Below are 15,621 nucleotides of genomic sequence, written 5' to 3' on the forward strand. Positions count from 1 at the left end.
GTGGCCTCGCCGTTGGACATCGCGACCGCAACTGGATAGGACAGCTTCGTAACCTGGCTGGGGAGACGGGTTTCGATGACGATCCGCTGGATGAGCGACGACACGGAGGGCGAATTCCAGCCGGATGGTCTCTTTACTCGCAAGGGCTCCTACGCCTCGGCGATGGTCAACGCCTACTACTTCGACCAATTGGCGACCGCGAACAATCCCGACTTCGACGCCGACGTCGCCGCGATCATCGAGATTGAACGCGAACTGATTCCGACGCTCGACGCCTTGGGCATCATCGGGTTCTTCTCGATCCCCGAGTGGCTCGACACGACACATCAAGGTCGCCACTTGATCGCCCTGCTCTACCTCGACCAACACCGTGACCTCATCGATCACGAGATCCGCGGGCATCTCGGTGTTCTGCGTGATCGGGTCTCGCCACGTTACCTCCTACCCGCGATCGACGCGCTGTGCGAGACGCCGCCCCAGCCTGCGTTTCCCCAGGACACGGAGACCGCCGCGCCAACGCAACTGGTCCACCGCCCGGAAGCGCTACTCCCCGACGGCGTCCAGGGGCGAATCGACCACAGCGGCGTCTTCTACCGCAAGGGAACGACGATCGCGACCTACGAGAACGTTCGCCGCTACGACGAGCTTCGTCACAAGCTTCCCGACGAGACCGCCGCGGCGGACCTTCGCCACACCGTCAACGATCAACAGTTCATCACGACGATGATGAGCGTCGGGATGTACTTCTCCCTCTTTCCGCCGATCGACTGGTTCGCGGACGCGGCGAAGGAAGGGAGGATGATGCCGGCGCTGCTCTTGCTGACGCAATACCCGTGGCAGATCGATAAAGCGATCGTCGCTAGGCTTGAGGAACTCAAGTCGGTCGTCAGCCAGCCGACCGAACGGCTCATCGATGATGTCCTCGACGCGCTGAGGCGCTACGTCGAGCTCGAGAAGAAGAGCATCGCGGTCGTGCAGTCGGTTTTTCGACGCTATCTCGCCGCGTTGGAACATCAACGCGACGCCGTCATCGCGTCAATCTGGGCCGACGATGACGACGTGACCCTCGTCGGGCCCGGCGCCCATTCGTGGATCCGCGGCAAGGAGAGGATTCTCGAGTTCCTCGGCATCACTCCGAGTCATACGCAGGTCTACGGTCGAACCCTCGAAACGGCCGAGGTCGCCCTCAACCTTCCCCAAGGAACGGCGCGGGTGATGGCTCGGCTAGATGTTCCCAACTCGAACCCCAACGTGATCGGCGAGGCGAATACCGGCCTGGTCGTCCAAGCGGGATTTCGTCGCCTGTCGATTCCCTCGTGCGTGCCCGTACTCAAGGGCGACGGGGAGACCACCGCGGGGGAATGGCACCTCGTCAGTTGGAACGAAGGGCTCTGCATCGCCCCCACACCACTTTAGTGTCTCCACCGGTAAATCCGTTTCACAAACACTCGTTCCGCGCTCGTGCGGGAGTGTGCTCAATCGTCCGCGTCTCCCGCATGTCCACGGCGAGCATGGGCATGGCACCCAAGAGGCTTTTGGGCAATGAACGAAGCATTCAGGACACTAGGCTTCGTTTCAAAAGTTGATCGTCGGCCCGAGGCTCAGCCAATCGATGCAACCCGACAAAGTCCCGTGCCGATGCAGCGAGTCGAAGCCAGAGCCGAGTTTCGAGACGGAGCACTAGGCTTCGTCTCAAAAGTTGATCGTCGGCCCGAGGCACAGCGAGTTGGTGGGGGACGAGGAGGTCGAAACAGGCGAATCCGTTGGATTCGTCGATGCAGACCGACAAAGTCCCGCGGCAACGTAGCCAGCCGAAGCCAGAGCCGACTTTTGAGACGGAGCCTAGTCTGGAACACCATCCCGGTGTTGGGCGTGACAGCGAGAGCACGACTGCTTGATGTCATTGAAGTGGGCGTTGGCGTCCTTGAGGTTTCCGGCATGGAGCGCCTCTTCTAAAGAGAGGGCCATTCTCTCGGCGACTCTCAGCCCCTCGATCACCTCGGAGGGGAGTCTCTCTTCCTCCCCCCGACGAGCCGATTCGCGGAACGCTTCGGCAAGCAACACCGCTTGGGCCGTCGGCGAAAGGTCGGGGTCGCTGTCCGGAGGCTTCCAGCCAGTGTCGTGGCACAGGCTCAGATCATCGTACGCTCGGTCGATGTTGGCCATCGACTGCGTGAAGGAGTTGACGGCCGCGACGCTGACCAAGTCGGGCAAGATCGATTCGGGCGCCGGCCGCACGAACTCGTTCACCGCTTTCCACAACCCCGGATACTTCGGACTCGTTCCCGCGCGTTTGAGAATCGCCACGGCCTCGGTTCGGCTCGCTTCCCCGCTGGCCAGACACGCGAGCGCCGCCGCCGTCGGCCCCCGATGCTTCCCATGATGACAGTGAATGTAGATGGATCCATCGACGTCCCTCATCAGTCGCGTCAGCGACTTGGAGGCATGGGACGACACCGTGTCGTAGCCGACCGGAATGTGAACGTAGCGCAAGCCGTGGCGGCGAGCCAGTTCGAGGTCGGGCTTGGCGCCATCGACACTCACGACCGTCTTGATGCCAAGATCGGCGAGGCTCGCGAAGCCCTCGTTTCCCTCGGGTTGCCCGCCACTGTAGAGACGGTCGTTCAGTTGGAGAAGGTTGTGGAGCCCATCTCGTTGCAGCGCGGTGATGGGGAGGGAACTCTCTCCTTCCGCCTGGGTCTCCGTGGAAGAGTCGGCACCGGGAGCATGGGATCGGTGACATGCCAAGAGACACGCCAACATCACCGCGGGGACCTGCCAATTCCAAGTGAGCCGGCGCATTGGTGATTGGTGGGATGATGAAATTCAACGTCGTCGGCAACCTATCGTGAAGTCGCCCCGCGATGACACCAGTACCTTGCGGGAGCACCGCCGACTCCCGACGAGTCGGCAGTGACGACACGATAACAGAGTTCGACGCTCGGGTCGAAGAAAGGTTGGCGTCGGCCAGACCGCTCTAGTTCTTCGTCTCAGAGGTGTCACTCATCTGATGGAAAGCCTGGTCGATCTGCTGAGTGGCGTTGTGAACTCCACTGGCCACGTCACGCCACGCGTCGGAAGCGGCATCCTTCAGCTTCGGAAGCTGGTTCTCCTTGAAGTCCTGGATCTGCTGTTGAAGGCTGGCGATCTGCTTGTCGAGTTCCTTCTTGGCGTCGCCGGTCGCTTCGGCAGCCTGCTTCTTGAGATCCTCAAGCTTGGCGTTCCACTTGGGAAGTTGCTCGTTGACGTAGCTGACGTAATCTTCCTTCTTGGCCTTCATGTAGTCGACGGCCGTCTGCATCGTCTTGTTGACCTGTTCCTTGACGTCGGTGGCGGTCGTGTCCGTCGGGTCGGCCGTCTCCTTCGGCTCCGCGGTCGGTGCGCCCTGCTCCGCGCACCCGACCAACAGGCAACCAACCAAGCCAAACGCCAAGATTCCCTTGAGCGACGAAGATGTCATCGCGTGATCCTCCCCTTGTGTGATGCAACCCCTAGCGGTCCGTAGTCGCCGACAAGATAGAAAGCCCGCCGGTGAAGACAAGCAGTCAGAGCGACCATGAATCGCGGTTCGTCGTCCCATTCGCCGAGCGGCCGGCGATCTTGGCGTTCGCGCTTTCCCTTGCGTCGAGCGACGATGCGGGCCTACACTCTTTGATGGGGAGCATCTCGTTCGCAATCACTTCTTGTCGAGGTACATGTCATGACGTCATTTCTGTGCGTCGCCCTGATCTCCTCCCTTCTCGGTGCCGATGTGACGAGAGAGGGAACGAACGCCGAGTCTTCCGAACATCGCTCGGCGCCACGTCAATCCATTCATCACACGCACGGCCAGAAACCACTGCCGATCGAATCGCAGTTGGGCAAGAGGATGTCGATCGCGTTTGACGACACGACCCTTCGCGACGTCGTCAAGCACCTCGCGAAGACGGCGAAGATCAACATCGTCCTCGACCAGAATGGACTCGACCTCCTCGGGCTCGATCCGGATGTTCCGGTCTCCTTGGAACTCTCCAATGTCCCGCTTCGCCAAGTGCTTGAGTTGATGCTCGAGCCGTTGGTTTTGACTTACCTGGTCCGCGACGATGTCCTGGTCATCACCGATGCGCATGAAACGGGCGGGCTCCTGGAAACGCGCGTCTATCCCGTTGTGGATCTTGTTCGCGTCGAGCGAGAAGGAGAGACCGTCGATGTCTCCGAAGAATTGATGGAACTGCTCCAATCGACGGTTCGCTGGGATACGTGGAAAAAAGAGGGCGGGCTCGGAACGATTGCGTTGCACGAACCGACGCAGTCTTTCGTCGTGAGCCAGACGCCGATCATCCACCGCAAGCTCGATCGGCTCTTGCACGAGCTACGCGTCTCGCGAAACACGGAGCATGACCACGAGCACCGCGATGCCCGTCTTCCGGAACTCAAGCGTCTTGGCGGGAACGCAACTCGTGAACGAGCGGCATCCCACCGTGACGACGAGCGGTCAGCGAAGAATCGACTCACCGAAATGCGAAACGCAACCCACAAGGACGCGAAGGAGGAGATCTCCCTGCGAAAGAAGATCGAACAAGCCTACCTCGGGGCGGTCGACATCGAGTTTGAGGAGACAACGCTCAGCGATGCCATGGAGTTCCTCAGGGATTCGGTGAACATCAATATCGTCCTCGACAAGGAGGGACTTGAGTACGCGGATACCGACGCCGATGCGCTGGTGACGCTAAGCGTCCAAGGCATCCCCCTCGGAGACGCGCTCGATTTGATGCTCGAACCATTGGGGCTCACGCACGTCATCCGCAACAACGTCTTAGTCATCACTGACGCGGAAACGGACGACATGCTCGAGACGCGGGTCTATCCCGTGGCGGACTTGGTGGGCGAACCAGTTCCCGGCAACAACGAGGGGAGTCTGTTCATGGTCATCGTGGAGTCGACGGTCTCCCCCGACTCTTGGAGAAACGTTCCGTTGAGAATGGCGAGTGCTGGAGGTGGACTCGGAGGTGGCGACGGTCTCCATGGACCGTCTTCGACACAGAGCAACGGCGGCAAGGGAACGATCGCCTACCACCACCAAACGAAGAGTCTGGTCGTCCGGCAAACGCGACGCGTCCACGAGAAGGTCGAAAGACTCTTCGACGACCTCCGCTCCGCTCGTGGCCACGGCGACGACTAGAAGACCGGTGGCGTCAGTCCCTGCGGATGAAACACGGCCCGTTTCTTCTTCTTCGTGACCGACTTGGTCACCGTCGGGTTGGTCGCAATCGGTTTCGGCTTGGCGCTGATGATCCGATGACCGTCGACGCTGTGCGGCCCCGCGGGAACGATCGAGATCAGGACGATCACCTCGGCGTTCGGCTGATTCTTCGCGAACAGGTTCAAGCGTCGTCCCAGGCTCGGCTTGGTGAAACTCGGCACCGCTCCGACGCTAAGCAGCAGGTTCTGGCCAGGCTCCAGCCGCAGCCGTTCCTTGACTCCCGCCGAGGCGGTCTCGGGCACTTCCGCTCGCGGGTGCCCCGGGAGGCCGAGCCGGAACTTGTGCTTTTCCACCAATCGGTGAACCTTTAGGTCGACGTCGAGATCGATCGACGCCGCATCGGGCGCGATCAAGGGACTGATGGCCAACTCGATGTCGTCATTGGCGGGAGCGAGTTGGTTCTCGTAGCCGACGTCGGCGGTCGGATCGGTCTGGAGCGACACGTCGCGAACGTAAGTGTCCTCCCGCGTCCAGTTGACGTCCGCGGTCTGGCCGTTGGCAACCAGGAAGTTGGGCTCCGCGAGGAGCGTCGCGTTCGGCTTGCCGAGCAAGTTATGCCCCGCCAGCGACTCGATCAGTTCGCGCGACTCCGCGTCGGTCAAGTACCACGCTTGACGCCCATCGGCACCATTGTTGACCATGCGCCACGACTCGCGTCCCTGCTCGCGCCACTTCATCTCGGTCACGTTCCAGATGCGAACCTTGCACTGAAACTGCCCCGGTTCGTAGTGCAGGAAGCGTCCGAGTAGGTCGTTGACCTTCTGCTGGACCTTGTCGTCGTGGAAGACGCGCACGCGTTCGGGCGTCACCGACAGCGAGGTCGGGCTGGCGCCGTACCAAGACTCCTCCCCCGTCTCGGTCAGAATCCAGCGACGAACTCCCTCCTCGGGGGCGACCCCGGAAGGAAACTTGGCGGTGTACTGCGTGATCGGGTAGTCGCGCCAGAACTGGTTGGTCGCGATCGGGGCACTTCCCTGATTGAAGCTCGCCAACTGGGTCTGCATGTCCTGCGGCGCCCTGGGTGGGGTGGCCGGCTTCGGCTCGGGGAACGGGCTCTTCGGCTGAACCTGCTCGATGTTGGGAGGAGGCGTCACCGTCGCGACAGCTTGTCGATGCGCCGACGGTGGTGTCGGCTGAACGAGCCGTTGCGGCTGGGTTTGCACCGCGCGCTCGAAAGTCGTCGCCGACGCTTGCTGGGTCACGATCGGCGCCGCGGGGTTGCGTGCCGGAGTCGTTGGCCGCACGAACGGCTGGTGTTGCTGCTGGATCACCTGCTGATGAGTGATCGCCGGTGCTTGCTGAGTCACCACGGGATAGACCGGCGCCGCGGGCGTTGACGTCACGATCTGCGGAGCATGGGCGCGGACCGGCACCTGCTGCGTCGAATAGAGGGGCGAGTCGGAATAGTAAGGCCATGCCGCTTCGCCGGAGTGCTTCTGAACGACCTGGCTCGACGTGGAGTGGGTCATCGTCATCGAGGGAACATGCTGGACGGTTGAAGGCGTCGCGGCCCCATGGACCGGTTCCCACTGAGGTGCCCACTGAGCACGAGCCGTGGAGACGCTCCCCGCGACCACGACGGCCAAAATGCCAAGCCCACGAATACAAGGACTCATCCTAAATCCCCTCTTCGCGCCCATACTCTCCCTAGGCCTCCTTCGTGCCGATACGTCGACACGCTCCGAAGGAAGGACGTTGGAGAGCAATGGCTCGAGTCGTCCAAAGAAAGGAGACGTCTGGAGCCGGACAGCGATGCGGTAGTTGCGTGAATCGTCGCGAGGCTATACCGTGCGATCTAGCGACGAACAAGGTCGCTTTTGCCGAAATTCCTAAAGTTTCGTTCGTCACGAGCCGCAGCCCGAGGAAGAACAGCCCCGTGGATACCATCTTTGACTGGATGAGCGCGACCAACGATCTGCTCTGGGGCCCTTGGACGTTCCTCTTTCTCCTCGGGTCGGGCATCCTCTTCACGCTTTGGACTCGATTCACCCAGATCACCAGTCTGACCCACGCGATCCCAGTCCTGAAAGGCAAATACGACTCCCCCGACGCGCCGGGCGCCATCAGCCACTTCCAAGCACTCTCGGCCGCCCTCTCCGGCACGGTGGGACTGGGAAACATCGGCGGCGTCGCGCTGGCGATCGGCGTTGGTGGCCCAGGCGCCCTTCTCTGGATGTGGGTCACGGCCGCTCTCGGGATGGCGCTGAAGACCATCGAGATCACGCTCGCGATGATGTACCGCAACACCTCCGACCCCGAGAATCCCCACGGAGGGGCGATGTGGGTCGTCGATCAAACGCTAGGCAAACGGGGTGAATCGGGCCGGGTATTCGCCCGTCTGATCGGGGGATTCTTCTGCCTAACGCTCCTGGTCTCGGCCCTCACCGGCGGCATCATGTTCCAAGCGTGGAACGTCGCGGCGCTGTCGCACTCGTCCTTCCGCATCCCCCGAATCTTCAGTGGACTCGTGTTGGCGACGCTCTTGGGGCTGGTCGTCCTCGGCGGGATCAAGCGGATCGGCCGGGTCGCGGCCAAACTGGTCCCCCTGATGTGCGTCCTCTACCTCCTCGCCGCGTTCGCGATCCTCTTCCGTCATCTCTCCGAGTTGCCCTCGGCCCTCTCCCTGGTCGTTCACGATGCCCTCAACGGGACGCAGGCGCAGGGAGCATTTCTTGGCGGCACGGCGGGTTGGGCATTCTCCGTCGGCATGCGGCGGGCCCTCTACTCGAACGAGGCCGGCCAGGGATCGGCGCCGATCGCCCACGCCGCGGCCAAGACGCGCGAGCCGGCGCGGGAGGGCATCCTCGGCGGGCTGGGGCCCTTTCTCGATACCATCTGCGTCTGCACCGTGACCGCCCTAGTGATCATCGTGACCGATACCTGGAACAGGGAGCCGTACGGAGAGATCCAGGGCGAGGTTCGGGTGATGCGCGATCCCCAGATCCAGGGACCGACCTGGATTGTCCGCGGACCGAAGAGCCCTAGCAGCTTGCCACAACGGGAGGGGAAGTCGTGGTCGGTCGGCGATCGCTTCTTTCTCGTCGCCGAAGTTGAAGACACCACGAGACGGGAGAGCGGATCGAACCTGGTCAAGATCGAGGGGCGCTTGACCAACTCTCCGTCGGGCGAGTTCGCGAATATTCTGCGATGGAGTCCCGTGGAACTCGACGAGACCGAGTGGGAAGAGATTCCCAGGAGCGTTCGTCTGAAGGACTCGATGGTCTACCGGGATCTACTCGCCGCCCCGCAAACCGCGGAAGCATTCGATCGAGAGTTTCCCGGACTGGGAACGTGGCTACTGCCGATCGTCTCGTGGCTCTTCGCCCTGTCGACGATGATCACCTGGACCTACTACGGCGAGCAGGCGGTCGCCTACCTGACCGGCTCGCGCGGGTTGTTCGCCTACAAGGTCGCGACGCTCCTCCTGACGGTCTTGGCGGCGGCCTACGTGACGACCTCCGATCAACTCGAAACACTCGTCGACATCGGCACCGGGTGGATGCTCTGGTCGAACATGCCGATCGTTCTCATCCTCGGTTACCGAGCGGTTCGGGAACTCAACGACTATCGTCGACGCATGGGAATCGTGTAGAGACTTGGTTGGAAAGGGTGTGTCCCAGGGGCCACTTGGGTCACTGGGGTGTGAGGATCTTATCGTATATCGTTGTCCTCTCCGCATGCCCACGGGGCGTGGGCATGGCACCCGGAACCGAGAACCCGAAGTCCGGTACCCGGAGGAGAGTCGTGTTGCCGAACGAGCGATTACAGCTCTTCGTCGTCGGCGAAGAAGGCGTCGAGCAATCCCTCACTGGTCGCCAGCGTCGCCGACTCGACCGATGACGTCGAGGAACTGAGCGAGATCCATCGACCATGAATCCCGATGTCCCCATCGAGTCCGAAGACAAGGTCGACGCTGCTCGTGCTGGAAGTGGACGTCGACAGCGAGAAGGTTGCCGAGGAGCCGCGGAAGATCCCCCGCTGGTCGATGCCGGTGCTGTTGCTGATCCAGTAGCCGTTGAGGGGTTGATCGTCGGTCGTTCCGAAGACGGTCGGATCGGGCTGAAAAAAGGCCGTGATCGACGAGTTCCCCGCCGAGAGTGAGGCGATGTCGACGTCGGCCATGTCGAGCGTGCCGTCGGACATGATGCCGATTTGATCGGCCGTGAACTCGTCGTCGAAGTAGCCGACCGCGGCGACGGTATAGGGATCCGTGCCACTGTCCGGCGGATTGCCGAAGGTGATGTTTCGCACCGTTCCAAGCGAATCGGTCAAGTCGCCCGTCTCGCCGGTGGTGATCGTCGGCATGTTGATGGTGACGTAGGTCGCGAGATCGGCGCGATAGAGCCCCAAGTCGTCGTCGCCGTCTCCGTCCCAGTCGCCGATGAGGGGAATGTCCGTCGAGAGCCCCACGGTCACGGTGACGAACGAGGAAGCGTCAAAGTTGAAGATGGGACTCGTGTTGATGATGAACTGCTCACCGCGGCGAATCCCGATGTTGACGCTGCCGTCGCCGGTGAAGTCACCGACAAAGCCGTTCTCGTCCGCGTTCCCGAAGGTGATCGTGAAGTACTCACTCGCGTCGAAGCTGTTGATCGGGTCGCTGGTGTTGAAGATGAACTCGGCGGTGTCGGGGCGGTAGAGCCCGATGCCGTCGACATCGGCGGCGTTCGCGACCACCGTGAGGGTCACGGATGTCGAGGAGCTGTTGGTGGCGACCTGGAAGGTGACGCCGTTGGCGACGATGCGGTCACTCGAGTCGAGGTTGGCGAAGAGCCCCGTCACCGAACCGGCCGTCAGGATCGTGAAGCTGTCGCCGACTCCCGGAATGTACGAGGAGGTGTCGAACTCGATCAAGAGGTCGGCGTCGGTGATGTCGACCGTTCCCGACGCGTCGACGGACGTGAAGCTCGACGAACCTTGCAACTCGACGCCGAAGAGTCCATCGGAGTCGAACGAGAGATCGCCGGTGATCGACAACGTCCCCACCGTGCTCCCGGTGACGGGCGCCACGAGGGCGGAACTTCCCACGACGATGCCGGTGTCGCTGCTGCTGACGTCAAACGTTCCGAGCCCGCCGAGTACCGACCCGGCGTCGAGGTCGATGCCGTTGGCGATCGTCACGGTTCCGTCGCTGTCGACCGTGAGAACCGCTTCGGCTCCGAGTTCGGAAGTCACTTCGACCGGCGTGCTCGAGATCGTCACGTCGAGCGTCGTCGAACCGGAACCGAGATCGACGGTCGTGTTGACGACGCTGATGGTCGAGCCGGTGATCGTCCCTCCCTCCGAACCGAGGGTAAACGAGCCTCCGGAGCCGAGGATCAAGTCGTCGGTCACGTCGAGCGTGAGACTTCCGGCGATATCGCCCCAAACCGTCAAGCCGCTGGCGTCGCTCACGCTGACACTCGAGCTCGAGTCGGCCTGTTGCAGGTTCAGCGTCGTCAAGTCGATCGACGAGTCGGTCAACGCGATGTCGTCGGTTGCTCGCACGAGGGCCGCGCCGCTGACGGAGAACCCGGAGCTGTCCGCGGTGATCGACGTGCCGGCGATGAGGGCGAGATCGCCGCTGATGGTGTTGCCGCCACCATCGAGAACGAGGGCCGTTTCGGTGGTGAGGAGAAGGTCGGCGACATCGCCTCCCAAGGTGAAGGTCCCGCCGCCGAAATCGTTGAAGTCGTTGCTCAGGTCGATGTCGACCCCGGTCGACGACGTGGCGGTGACTCCCGCCCCGTTGGTGTCGATCGTTCCGCTCTGGTAGATGTTGGCATTGGACGTCAGCGTCACCGTTCCGGTCGAGTCGGTTTGGGTGATCCCCGAGATCGTCAAGTCACCGGAAGTCGTCGCGACCGTGATTCCCGCCCCGCTGCCGTCGGAGGAATTGACGGCGGTGATCGACCCGGCCTCTTGAACGCTGACGCTGACGTTGCCGCCGGCGGCGTCGCTGATGTTCGCGTCGAGGGTCCCGACCACTTCGTTGACCGTCACCGAGAGATCGCCCGCGGCCGACCCGGCATTGGTCACGCTCAAGTCGCCATTGACGAGGACGCCGCTGACCGTCGTTCCCGAACCCGTCGAGTCGGTGTCGATGATCGTGACATCGTCGGCATTGGTGATTGAGATCGTGCTTCCGTTGGTGTCGAGCGAGGTGGCGAGGGTCAGGTCGCCGGTCGAACCGAGATTGAAAAACGCCGTCCCGTTGAGCGACAGGCTTCCGCTTTGGGTGACCGACGTCCCGTCGGCGGTAACGGACAGCGTGTTGGTTTCCGCGAAGGCGAAGTCGCCGGAGTTGGTGATCGCGGTGCCCGAGGTGAGGTTGATTGTTAGGGCCGCGTCGAAGTCGCCGACGGTCGTCGAGAGGTCGAAGGTATTGCTTCCCCCGCCCGTGATGGAGACGCTCGTGATTGTCGAACCGTCGTTGGCGAAACTGAGCGTGTCGGTTCCATCGCCCGTCACGGTGCCGCTGTCGTCGGTCCCGGAAAACGTGGTGCTCGAGAGGGTCAGCACCGATCCGTCGGTCGAGTCACCACTTCCAATCGTGGTCAGCGTCACCTCTTCGGAGCTGTCGAGGGTGATCTGCAACTGCGTGGAGTTGGCAATGGTGAAGGTGGCCGGGGTGATCCGCTCACTGAGCGATTCAAACCCGAGAGGGCATCGAGCCACGTCGAGGCGGCGGAGTTTGGCGCTCTCGCCGAGGAATCGCCGCAGTCGGCGTCGAGGACTTCCAGTCTTCTTGGGAACGCAACGCAACGGCATGTCTTGGGTCTCCCTCCGTTGGCTCTACGGTCAGCACGTCAATCGAACGTGATGGGGGTCATGGTCGTCCGCTGGCGCCGAAGAGGTCTCGAATGGTCCAGCGACGAGTCATCTGAATGGCCTAGGAAGGGGCACTGCTTAGGATTCCCAACGGCACATCGACGACGTCCCCGATCCATCTTACACCGAGTTTGGTGGGGAGTGGTCCGTCGAAGCGGAGATATGGCGCCAGGAGTGTAGGTTCGCCGTTGAGAATAAGAGGAACGTTCCGGTTGCGCTCGGATATGCGGGTTTTCGACGTCTGCCGCGGGTGCGAGAAGGACGCGTGAAGGGCTCAACGACCCATGGGCGAGCGACGGCCCGCAAGCACGCTGTTGACAGGAGCGGGTCGCGAGATCCGCTGTCGGCAAGTTCGTTGCGTGAAACTCCGCCCTCCGGTGGTGGGGGATCTCGCCGAGCCAACGGCGTCCTCACCGCATGCCCACGACGCGTGGGCATGGCACCCAAGAGAATCTTGTGCAGTGGATCGCCCCACCGTAGCGGGGCGCAGAATGAGCGGACTGCTAGACCCCTGCCCCCTTGGTCGCGCTGCTTTGATAGCCCTCGCGAATGCGGAGCTTCGGTTTCTCGAGCGTCACCAGCGTGTAGGGATCGACGCTATCCATGAGCCAAACACTGGAACCGACCACCGAGTGATGACCGACCACCGTCTCTCCGCCCAACACGGTCGCGTTGGCGTAGACGACGACATGGTCCTCAAGGGTGGGATGCCGTTTCTCATCGCGGATCAGCTTGCCCTCATCGTCCTTCGGGAAGCTCAAGGCGCCAAGCGTCACGCCCTGGTAGAGCTTGACGTAGTCGCCAATCTCACAGGTCGCGCCGATGACGACGCCGGTCCCGTGGTCGATGAAGAAGCTACGGCCGATCGTCGCCCCCGGGTGAATGTCGATTCCCGTTTTCGAATGGGCGTACTCGGTCATGATGCGTGGAATGAGCGGCACCCCACGCCGGAAGAGCTCATGAGCGAGCCGATAGATGCAGACCGCTTCGACGCTTGGGTAGCAAAGGATCGTCTCGGTCGTCCCGGTGGAGGCCGGATCGCCGTCGTAGGCGGCATGGACATCGAGGGCGAGCATGCAGCGCAGATCGGGAATCGTGTTGAGAAAGTCGACCGCGACCTGCTGCCCCTTCCGTTCCAAGTCCTGGGTCGAGCAATTGGCGAACTTGGGATCGAGGCGGAGGGCCAACGCGATCTGCCGCGTGAGGTCGTCGTGCAACTCGACGAGCAGACCACCCACGTAGTACTGCACGTTGCTCATGTGCAAGTTCTCGCGACGGCCGAAGCCCGGAAAAATGACCTCGAAGAGGTGGTCAAGGACTCGGATCACCTTCAGACGACTCGGCAACGGCTCATGGTCTAGATGGTGAATGGTGCAGTCTTCCACGTAGGTCGCCACGAGTCGATCGGTGAGAGAAGGAATGGTCTCTTTGAGCTGAAGATCTGTAGCCATGACGACCCGTGCTCCTTGGTGCCGAAAGAACCTCGTCGCAAAATGGATTGTTCGACGCCCCTTGAGTGGCTCGGCGAAGCAAAGAGGTTCACTTCAGTTAGAATACGCAAGTTGTTCGTCCTGGAAGAGGGATTTGTCCGGTTCTCCCGGTTCTCCCACGTCCGTCTCTCCTATTCTCCGCAAACCGGGTGCCACGGAGGCGAAACAGTTCAAGTGACCAACTCGGCGGTCCCCAGCCAACGGATAGGAGCTTCCGGGGGACCTTGCGCATTGTGCGGGCCCCGGTGGGAAGAAGGCCGCGTTCGCTCCTTGCCGAGGGGATTCCCCCACCCCTAGCCCGGCGTTACGATGGACCAGCCCTTGTGGCGAACGCCGAATTCTGATACGCGCCGGCCACTTACCGATCCGCATCCCGACAAGTGTTTCTGGCACCGCGCTTCACGCGCGGTTGTCTCGGGTGGCCGAATCGTGCCCTGACCGACCGGAAAGTGACGGTTTGGGACTTTCGGGCTCGATCGACTCGGTCCATCATGAAGGGCATCGCGTCGATCACCGGGCGCCCGATGGCGGAGTCGGACGAACTTGGAGAGGACAGGCAGGCTGGGCTGAGCAGCGATGGACTACCAGATTGGTCCGCACACGAAGAAGTGTTTCGTCTCCGGCAAGGAGATCTCGCCCGGCGACAGTTACTACACCGCTGTCATCGAGACGGTCACCGGTCTGGAACGGCGCGACTATCGCGTCGAGCACTGGACGGGACCGCCGGAGGAGGCGCTGGGCTTTTGGCGAAGCCGGCTGCCTGAGGACAAGGACGCGGGCAAGCCGAAGCCGGTGACGGTCGAGGCAATGCTGGCGCTCTTTGAGCAATTTGCCGAGGAAACGGAAGATCCGAAGAGGCGGCAGCTCCACTACGTCCTGGCTCTATTGTTGATGCGGCGAAAGGCATTGAAATTGCATGATGTTCAGCAGGACGGCGAGCATGAGGTTCTCATCTTCCGCCGTCCGCGTTCAAAGGAAAACTTGCCGGTCATGGATCCGGGCCTCAAAGAGACTGAAGTCGACCGGCTCGAGGAAGAGCTGGCGGAGTTGCTTGGAACAGCACCCTCCCCGAGCGAATGAAGAGATCTCCATGCGAAAGACGTCCGCCGCTCTCTTGATGCTCCTCGCCGTCATCGCCGGCTGTAGTTCCGTGCGTCCTCGCGCGACGACCATCAAGCAAAACAAGCCCCCAAGTGATCCGGAAGTGGCGCAAATCGTCGCCAAAATCAACGAGAACGCGACCAAAATCAAGTCACTTCAGTGCAATCACGTCGACATCAACGGCTCTTCCGAGGGGCAGGTCTACACACTCAACGCGAAGATGGCCTACCAGGACGATCACCGTTTTCGGCTCCTGGGACGCTTCGCGGGCCACTCCGAACTCGACCTCGGTTCCAACGAGAACGAGATCTGGTTTTGGGTCGCTCGGATGAAGCCGCCGACCGTCTTCGTTTGTAACCGAGAGGATCTCTCTCGTGTAAAGCTTGCAATTCCTTTCCAACCCGACTGGATCATGGACATCTTGGGCGTCAGTCCGATCGACCGGGAAGAAAATACGCTCGAGCAGAGCCAAGCGTCGCAGTTCACCCTCTTGGCCGAGGAATCGACGCCCGGTGGCTCCACCGTCATCCGCCGCACCTACATTGACCGCGACAGCGGCCGCATCAGCGGCTACGAACTCTTCGACGACAACTACAACCGCATCGTCCGGGCGCATGTCGTCGAATACCACGACGACACGAGTCTGGGCATCTACGTCCCCCGCAAGGTGAAGCTCGAATGGCCGGAAGTCGACACCAAGCTGACCGTCAGCCTGCGTAGTCGTCAAATCGAGATCAACAAGATCACTTCCGACTTCGCCGCCAACGTCTTTCGCCGCAGCGAGTACGACAACACCAAGGTCGTCGACCTCGCCAACCCGACTGCCTCTGGTCGAGGAATCGGCATGAGCGGCTATCGGGGCCCCGCCAGCGCGGAGAACCTCACCGCCCGCACGCCGGTCCAGCTACGTGGCGCCATCGAACCAGCTCCGACCGATCCCGTCGTCCGCTAGCGAGGTTGTCTCATCTCCGGTTTCTT

At 61.9% G+C, this 15,621-nt stretch carries 10 protein-coding genes; 5 read left to right on the top strand and 5 right to left on the bottom strand.

Annotated features, from left to right (window positions below; genetic code table 11):
- Positions 1-90: 90 nt before the first annotated feature.
- Entirely contained in the window at positions 91-1,416 is a 1,326-nt protein-coding gene (locus Pan216_RS16110) for a hypothetical protein (protein WP_145259331.1), read from the top strand.
- A 426-nt stretch (positions 1,417-1,842) separates the two neighbouring features.
- On the opposite strand, the gene Pan216_RS16115 is transcribed toward Pan216_RS16110, so the two are convergent.
- Complete coding sequence (locus Pan216_RS16115) at positions 1,843-2,802, bottom strand: phosphatase domain-containing putative toxin (protein ID WP_145259333.1); 960 nt, start codon at positions 2,800-2,802, stop codon at positions 1,843-1,845.
- A 175-nt stretch (positions 2,803-2,977) separates the two neighbouring features.
- Positions 2,978-3,460 carry a sll1863 family stress response protein gene (locus Pan216_RS16120; RefSeq protein WP_145259335.1) on the bottom strand — a complete coding sequence of 161 codons (483 nt, stop codon included), beginning with the start codon at positions 3,458-3,460 and terminating at the stop codon, positions 2,978-2,980.
- Between the two features lie 240 nt (positions 3,461-3,700).
- Between Pan216_RS16120 and Pan216_RS16125 the strand changes: the two genes are divergently transcribed.
- Positions 3,701-5,161 (top strand): STN domain-containing protein, encoded by a 1,461-nt coding sequence (locus Pan216_RS16125; RefSeq protein WP_145259337.1) that lies wholly within the window; start codon positions 3,701-3,703, stop codon positions 5,159-5,161.
- Here Pan216_RS16125 and Pan216_RS16130 read toward each other — a convergent pair.
- Positions 5,158-6,858 (bottom strand): hypothetical protein, encoded by a 1,701-nt coding sequence (locus tag Pan216_RS16130; RefSeq protein WP_419192601.1) that lies wholly within the window; start codon positions 6,856-6,858, stop codon positions 5,158-5,160. The two genes, Pan216_RS16125 and Pan216_RS16130, sit on opposite strands and share 4 nt — an antisense overlap.
- Positions 6,859-7,118: 260 nt before the next feature.
- Between Pan216_RS16130 and Pan216_RS16135 the strand changes: the two genes are divergently transcribed.
- Complete coding sequence (locus Pan216_RS16135) at positions 7,119-8,834, top strand: alanine/glycine:cation symporter family protein (RefSeq protein ID WP_419192602.1); 1,716 nt, start codon at positions 7,119-7,121, stop codon at positions 8,832-8,834.
- Between the two features lie 170 nt (positions 8,835-9,004).
- On the opposite strand, the gene Pan216_RS16140 is transcribed toward Pan216_RS16135, so the two are convergent.
- Positions 9,005-11,992 carry a beta strand repeat-containing protein gene (locus tag Pan216_RS16140; RefSeq protein ID WP_145259343.1) on the bottom strand — a complete coding sequence of 996 codons (2,988 nt, stop codon included), beginning with the start codon at positions 11,990-11,992 and terminating at the stop codon, positions 9,005-9,007.
- Between the two features lie 563 nt (positions 11,993-12,555).
- Positions 12,556-13,503 carry a serine O-acetyltransferase gene (locus tag Pan216_RS16145; RefSeq protein ID WP_145259345.1) on the bottom strand — a complete coding sequence of 316 codons (948 nt, stop codon included), beginning with the start codon at positions 13,501-13,503 and terminating at the stop codon, positions 12,556-12,558.
- 615 nt (positions 13,504-14,118) lie between these two features.
- Here Pan216_RS16145 and Pan216_RS16150 point away from each other — a divergent pair.
- On the top strand, positions 14,119-14,622 hold the full coding sequence (locus Pan216_RS16150; RefSeq protein WP_145259347.1) for a hypothetical protein: 504 nt from the start codon (positions 14,119-14,121) through the stop codon (positions 14,620-14,622).
- A gap of 10 nt (positions 14,623-14,632) precedes the next feature.
- Complete coding sequence (locus Pan216_RS16155; protein ID WP_145259349.1) at positions 14,633-15,595, top strand: hypothetical protein; 963 nt, start codon at positions 14,633-14,635, stop codon at positions 15,593-15,595.
- Positions 15,596-15,621: the final 26 nt, after the last annotated feature.

The organism is Kolteria novifilia (assembly GCA_007748055.1).
Lineage (GTDB): Bacteria > Planctomycetota > Planctomycetia > Kolteriales > Kolteriaceae > Kolteria > Kolteria novifilia.

Coding starts and splice junctions, on each gene's coding strand:
- Pan216_RS16110 (WP_145259331.1), top strand. CDS start 91: ATGAGCGACGACACGGAGGGCGAATTCCAGCCGGATGGTCTCTTTACT.
- Pan216_RS16115 (WP_145259333.1), bottom strand. CDS start 2,802: ATGCGCCGGCTCACTTGGAATTGGCAGGTCCCCGCGGTGATGTTGGCG.
- Pan216_RS16120 (WP_145259335.1), bottom strand. CDS start 3,460: ATGACATCTTCGTCGCTCAAGGGAATCTTGGCGTTTGGCTTGGTTGGT.
- Pan216_RS16125 (WP_145259337.1), top strand. CDS start 3,701: ATGACGTCATTTCTGTGCGTCGCCCTGATCTCCTCCCTTCTCGGTGCC.
- Pan216_RS16130 (WP_419192601.1), bottom strand. CDS start 6,858: ATGAGTCCTTGTATTCGTGGGCTTGGCATTTTGGCCGTCGTGGTCGCG.
- Pan216_RS16140 (WP_145259343.1), bottom strand. CDS start 11,992: ATGCCGTTGCGTTGCGTTCCCAAGAAGACTGGAAGTCCTCGACGCCGA.
- Pan216_RS16145 (WP_145259345.1), bottom strand. CDS start 13,503: ATGGCTACAGATCTTCAGCTCAAAGAGACCATTCCTTCTCTCACCGAT.
- Pan216_RS16150 (WP_145259347.1), top strand. CDS start 14,119: ATGGACTACCAGATTGGTCCGCACACGAAGAAGTGTTTCGTCTCCGGC.
- Pan216_RS16155 (WP_145259349.1), top strand. CDS start 14,633: ATGCGAAAGACGTCCGCCGCTCTCTTGATGCTCCTCGCCGTCATCGCC.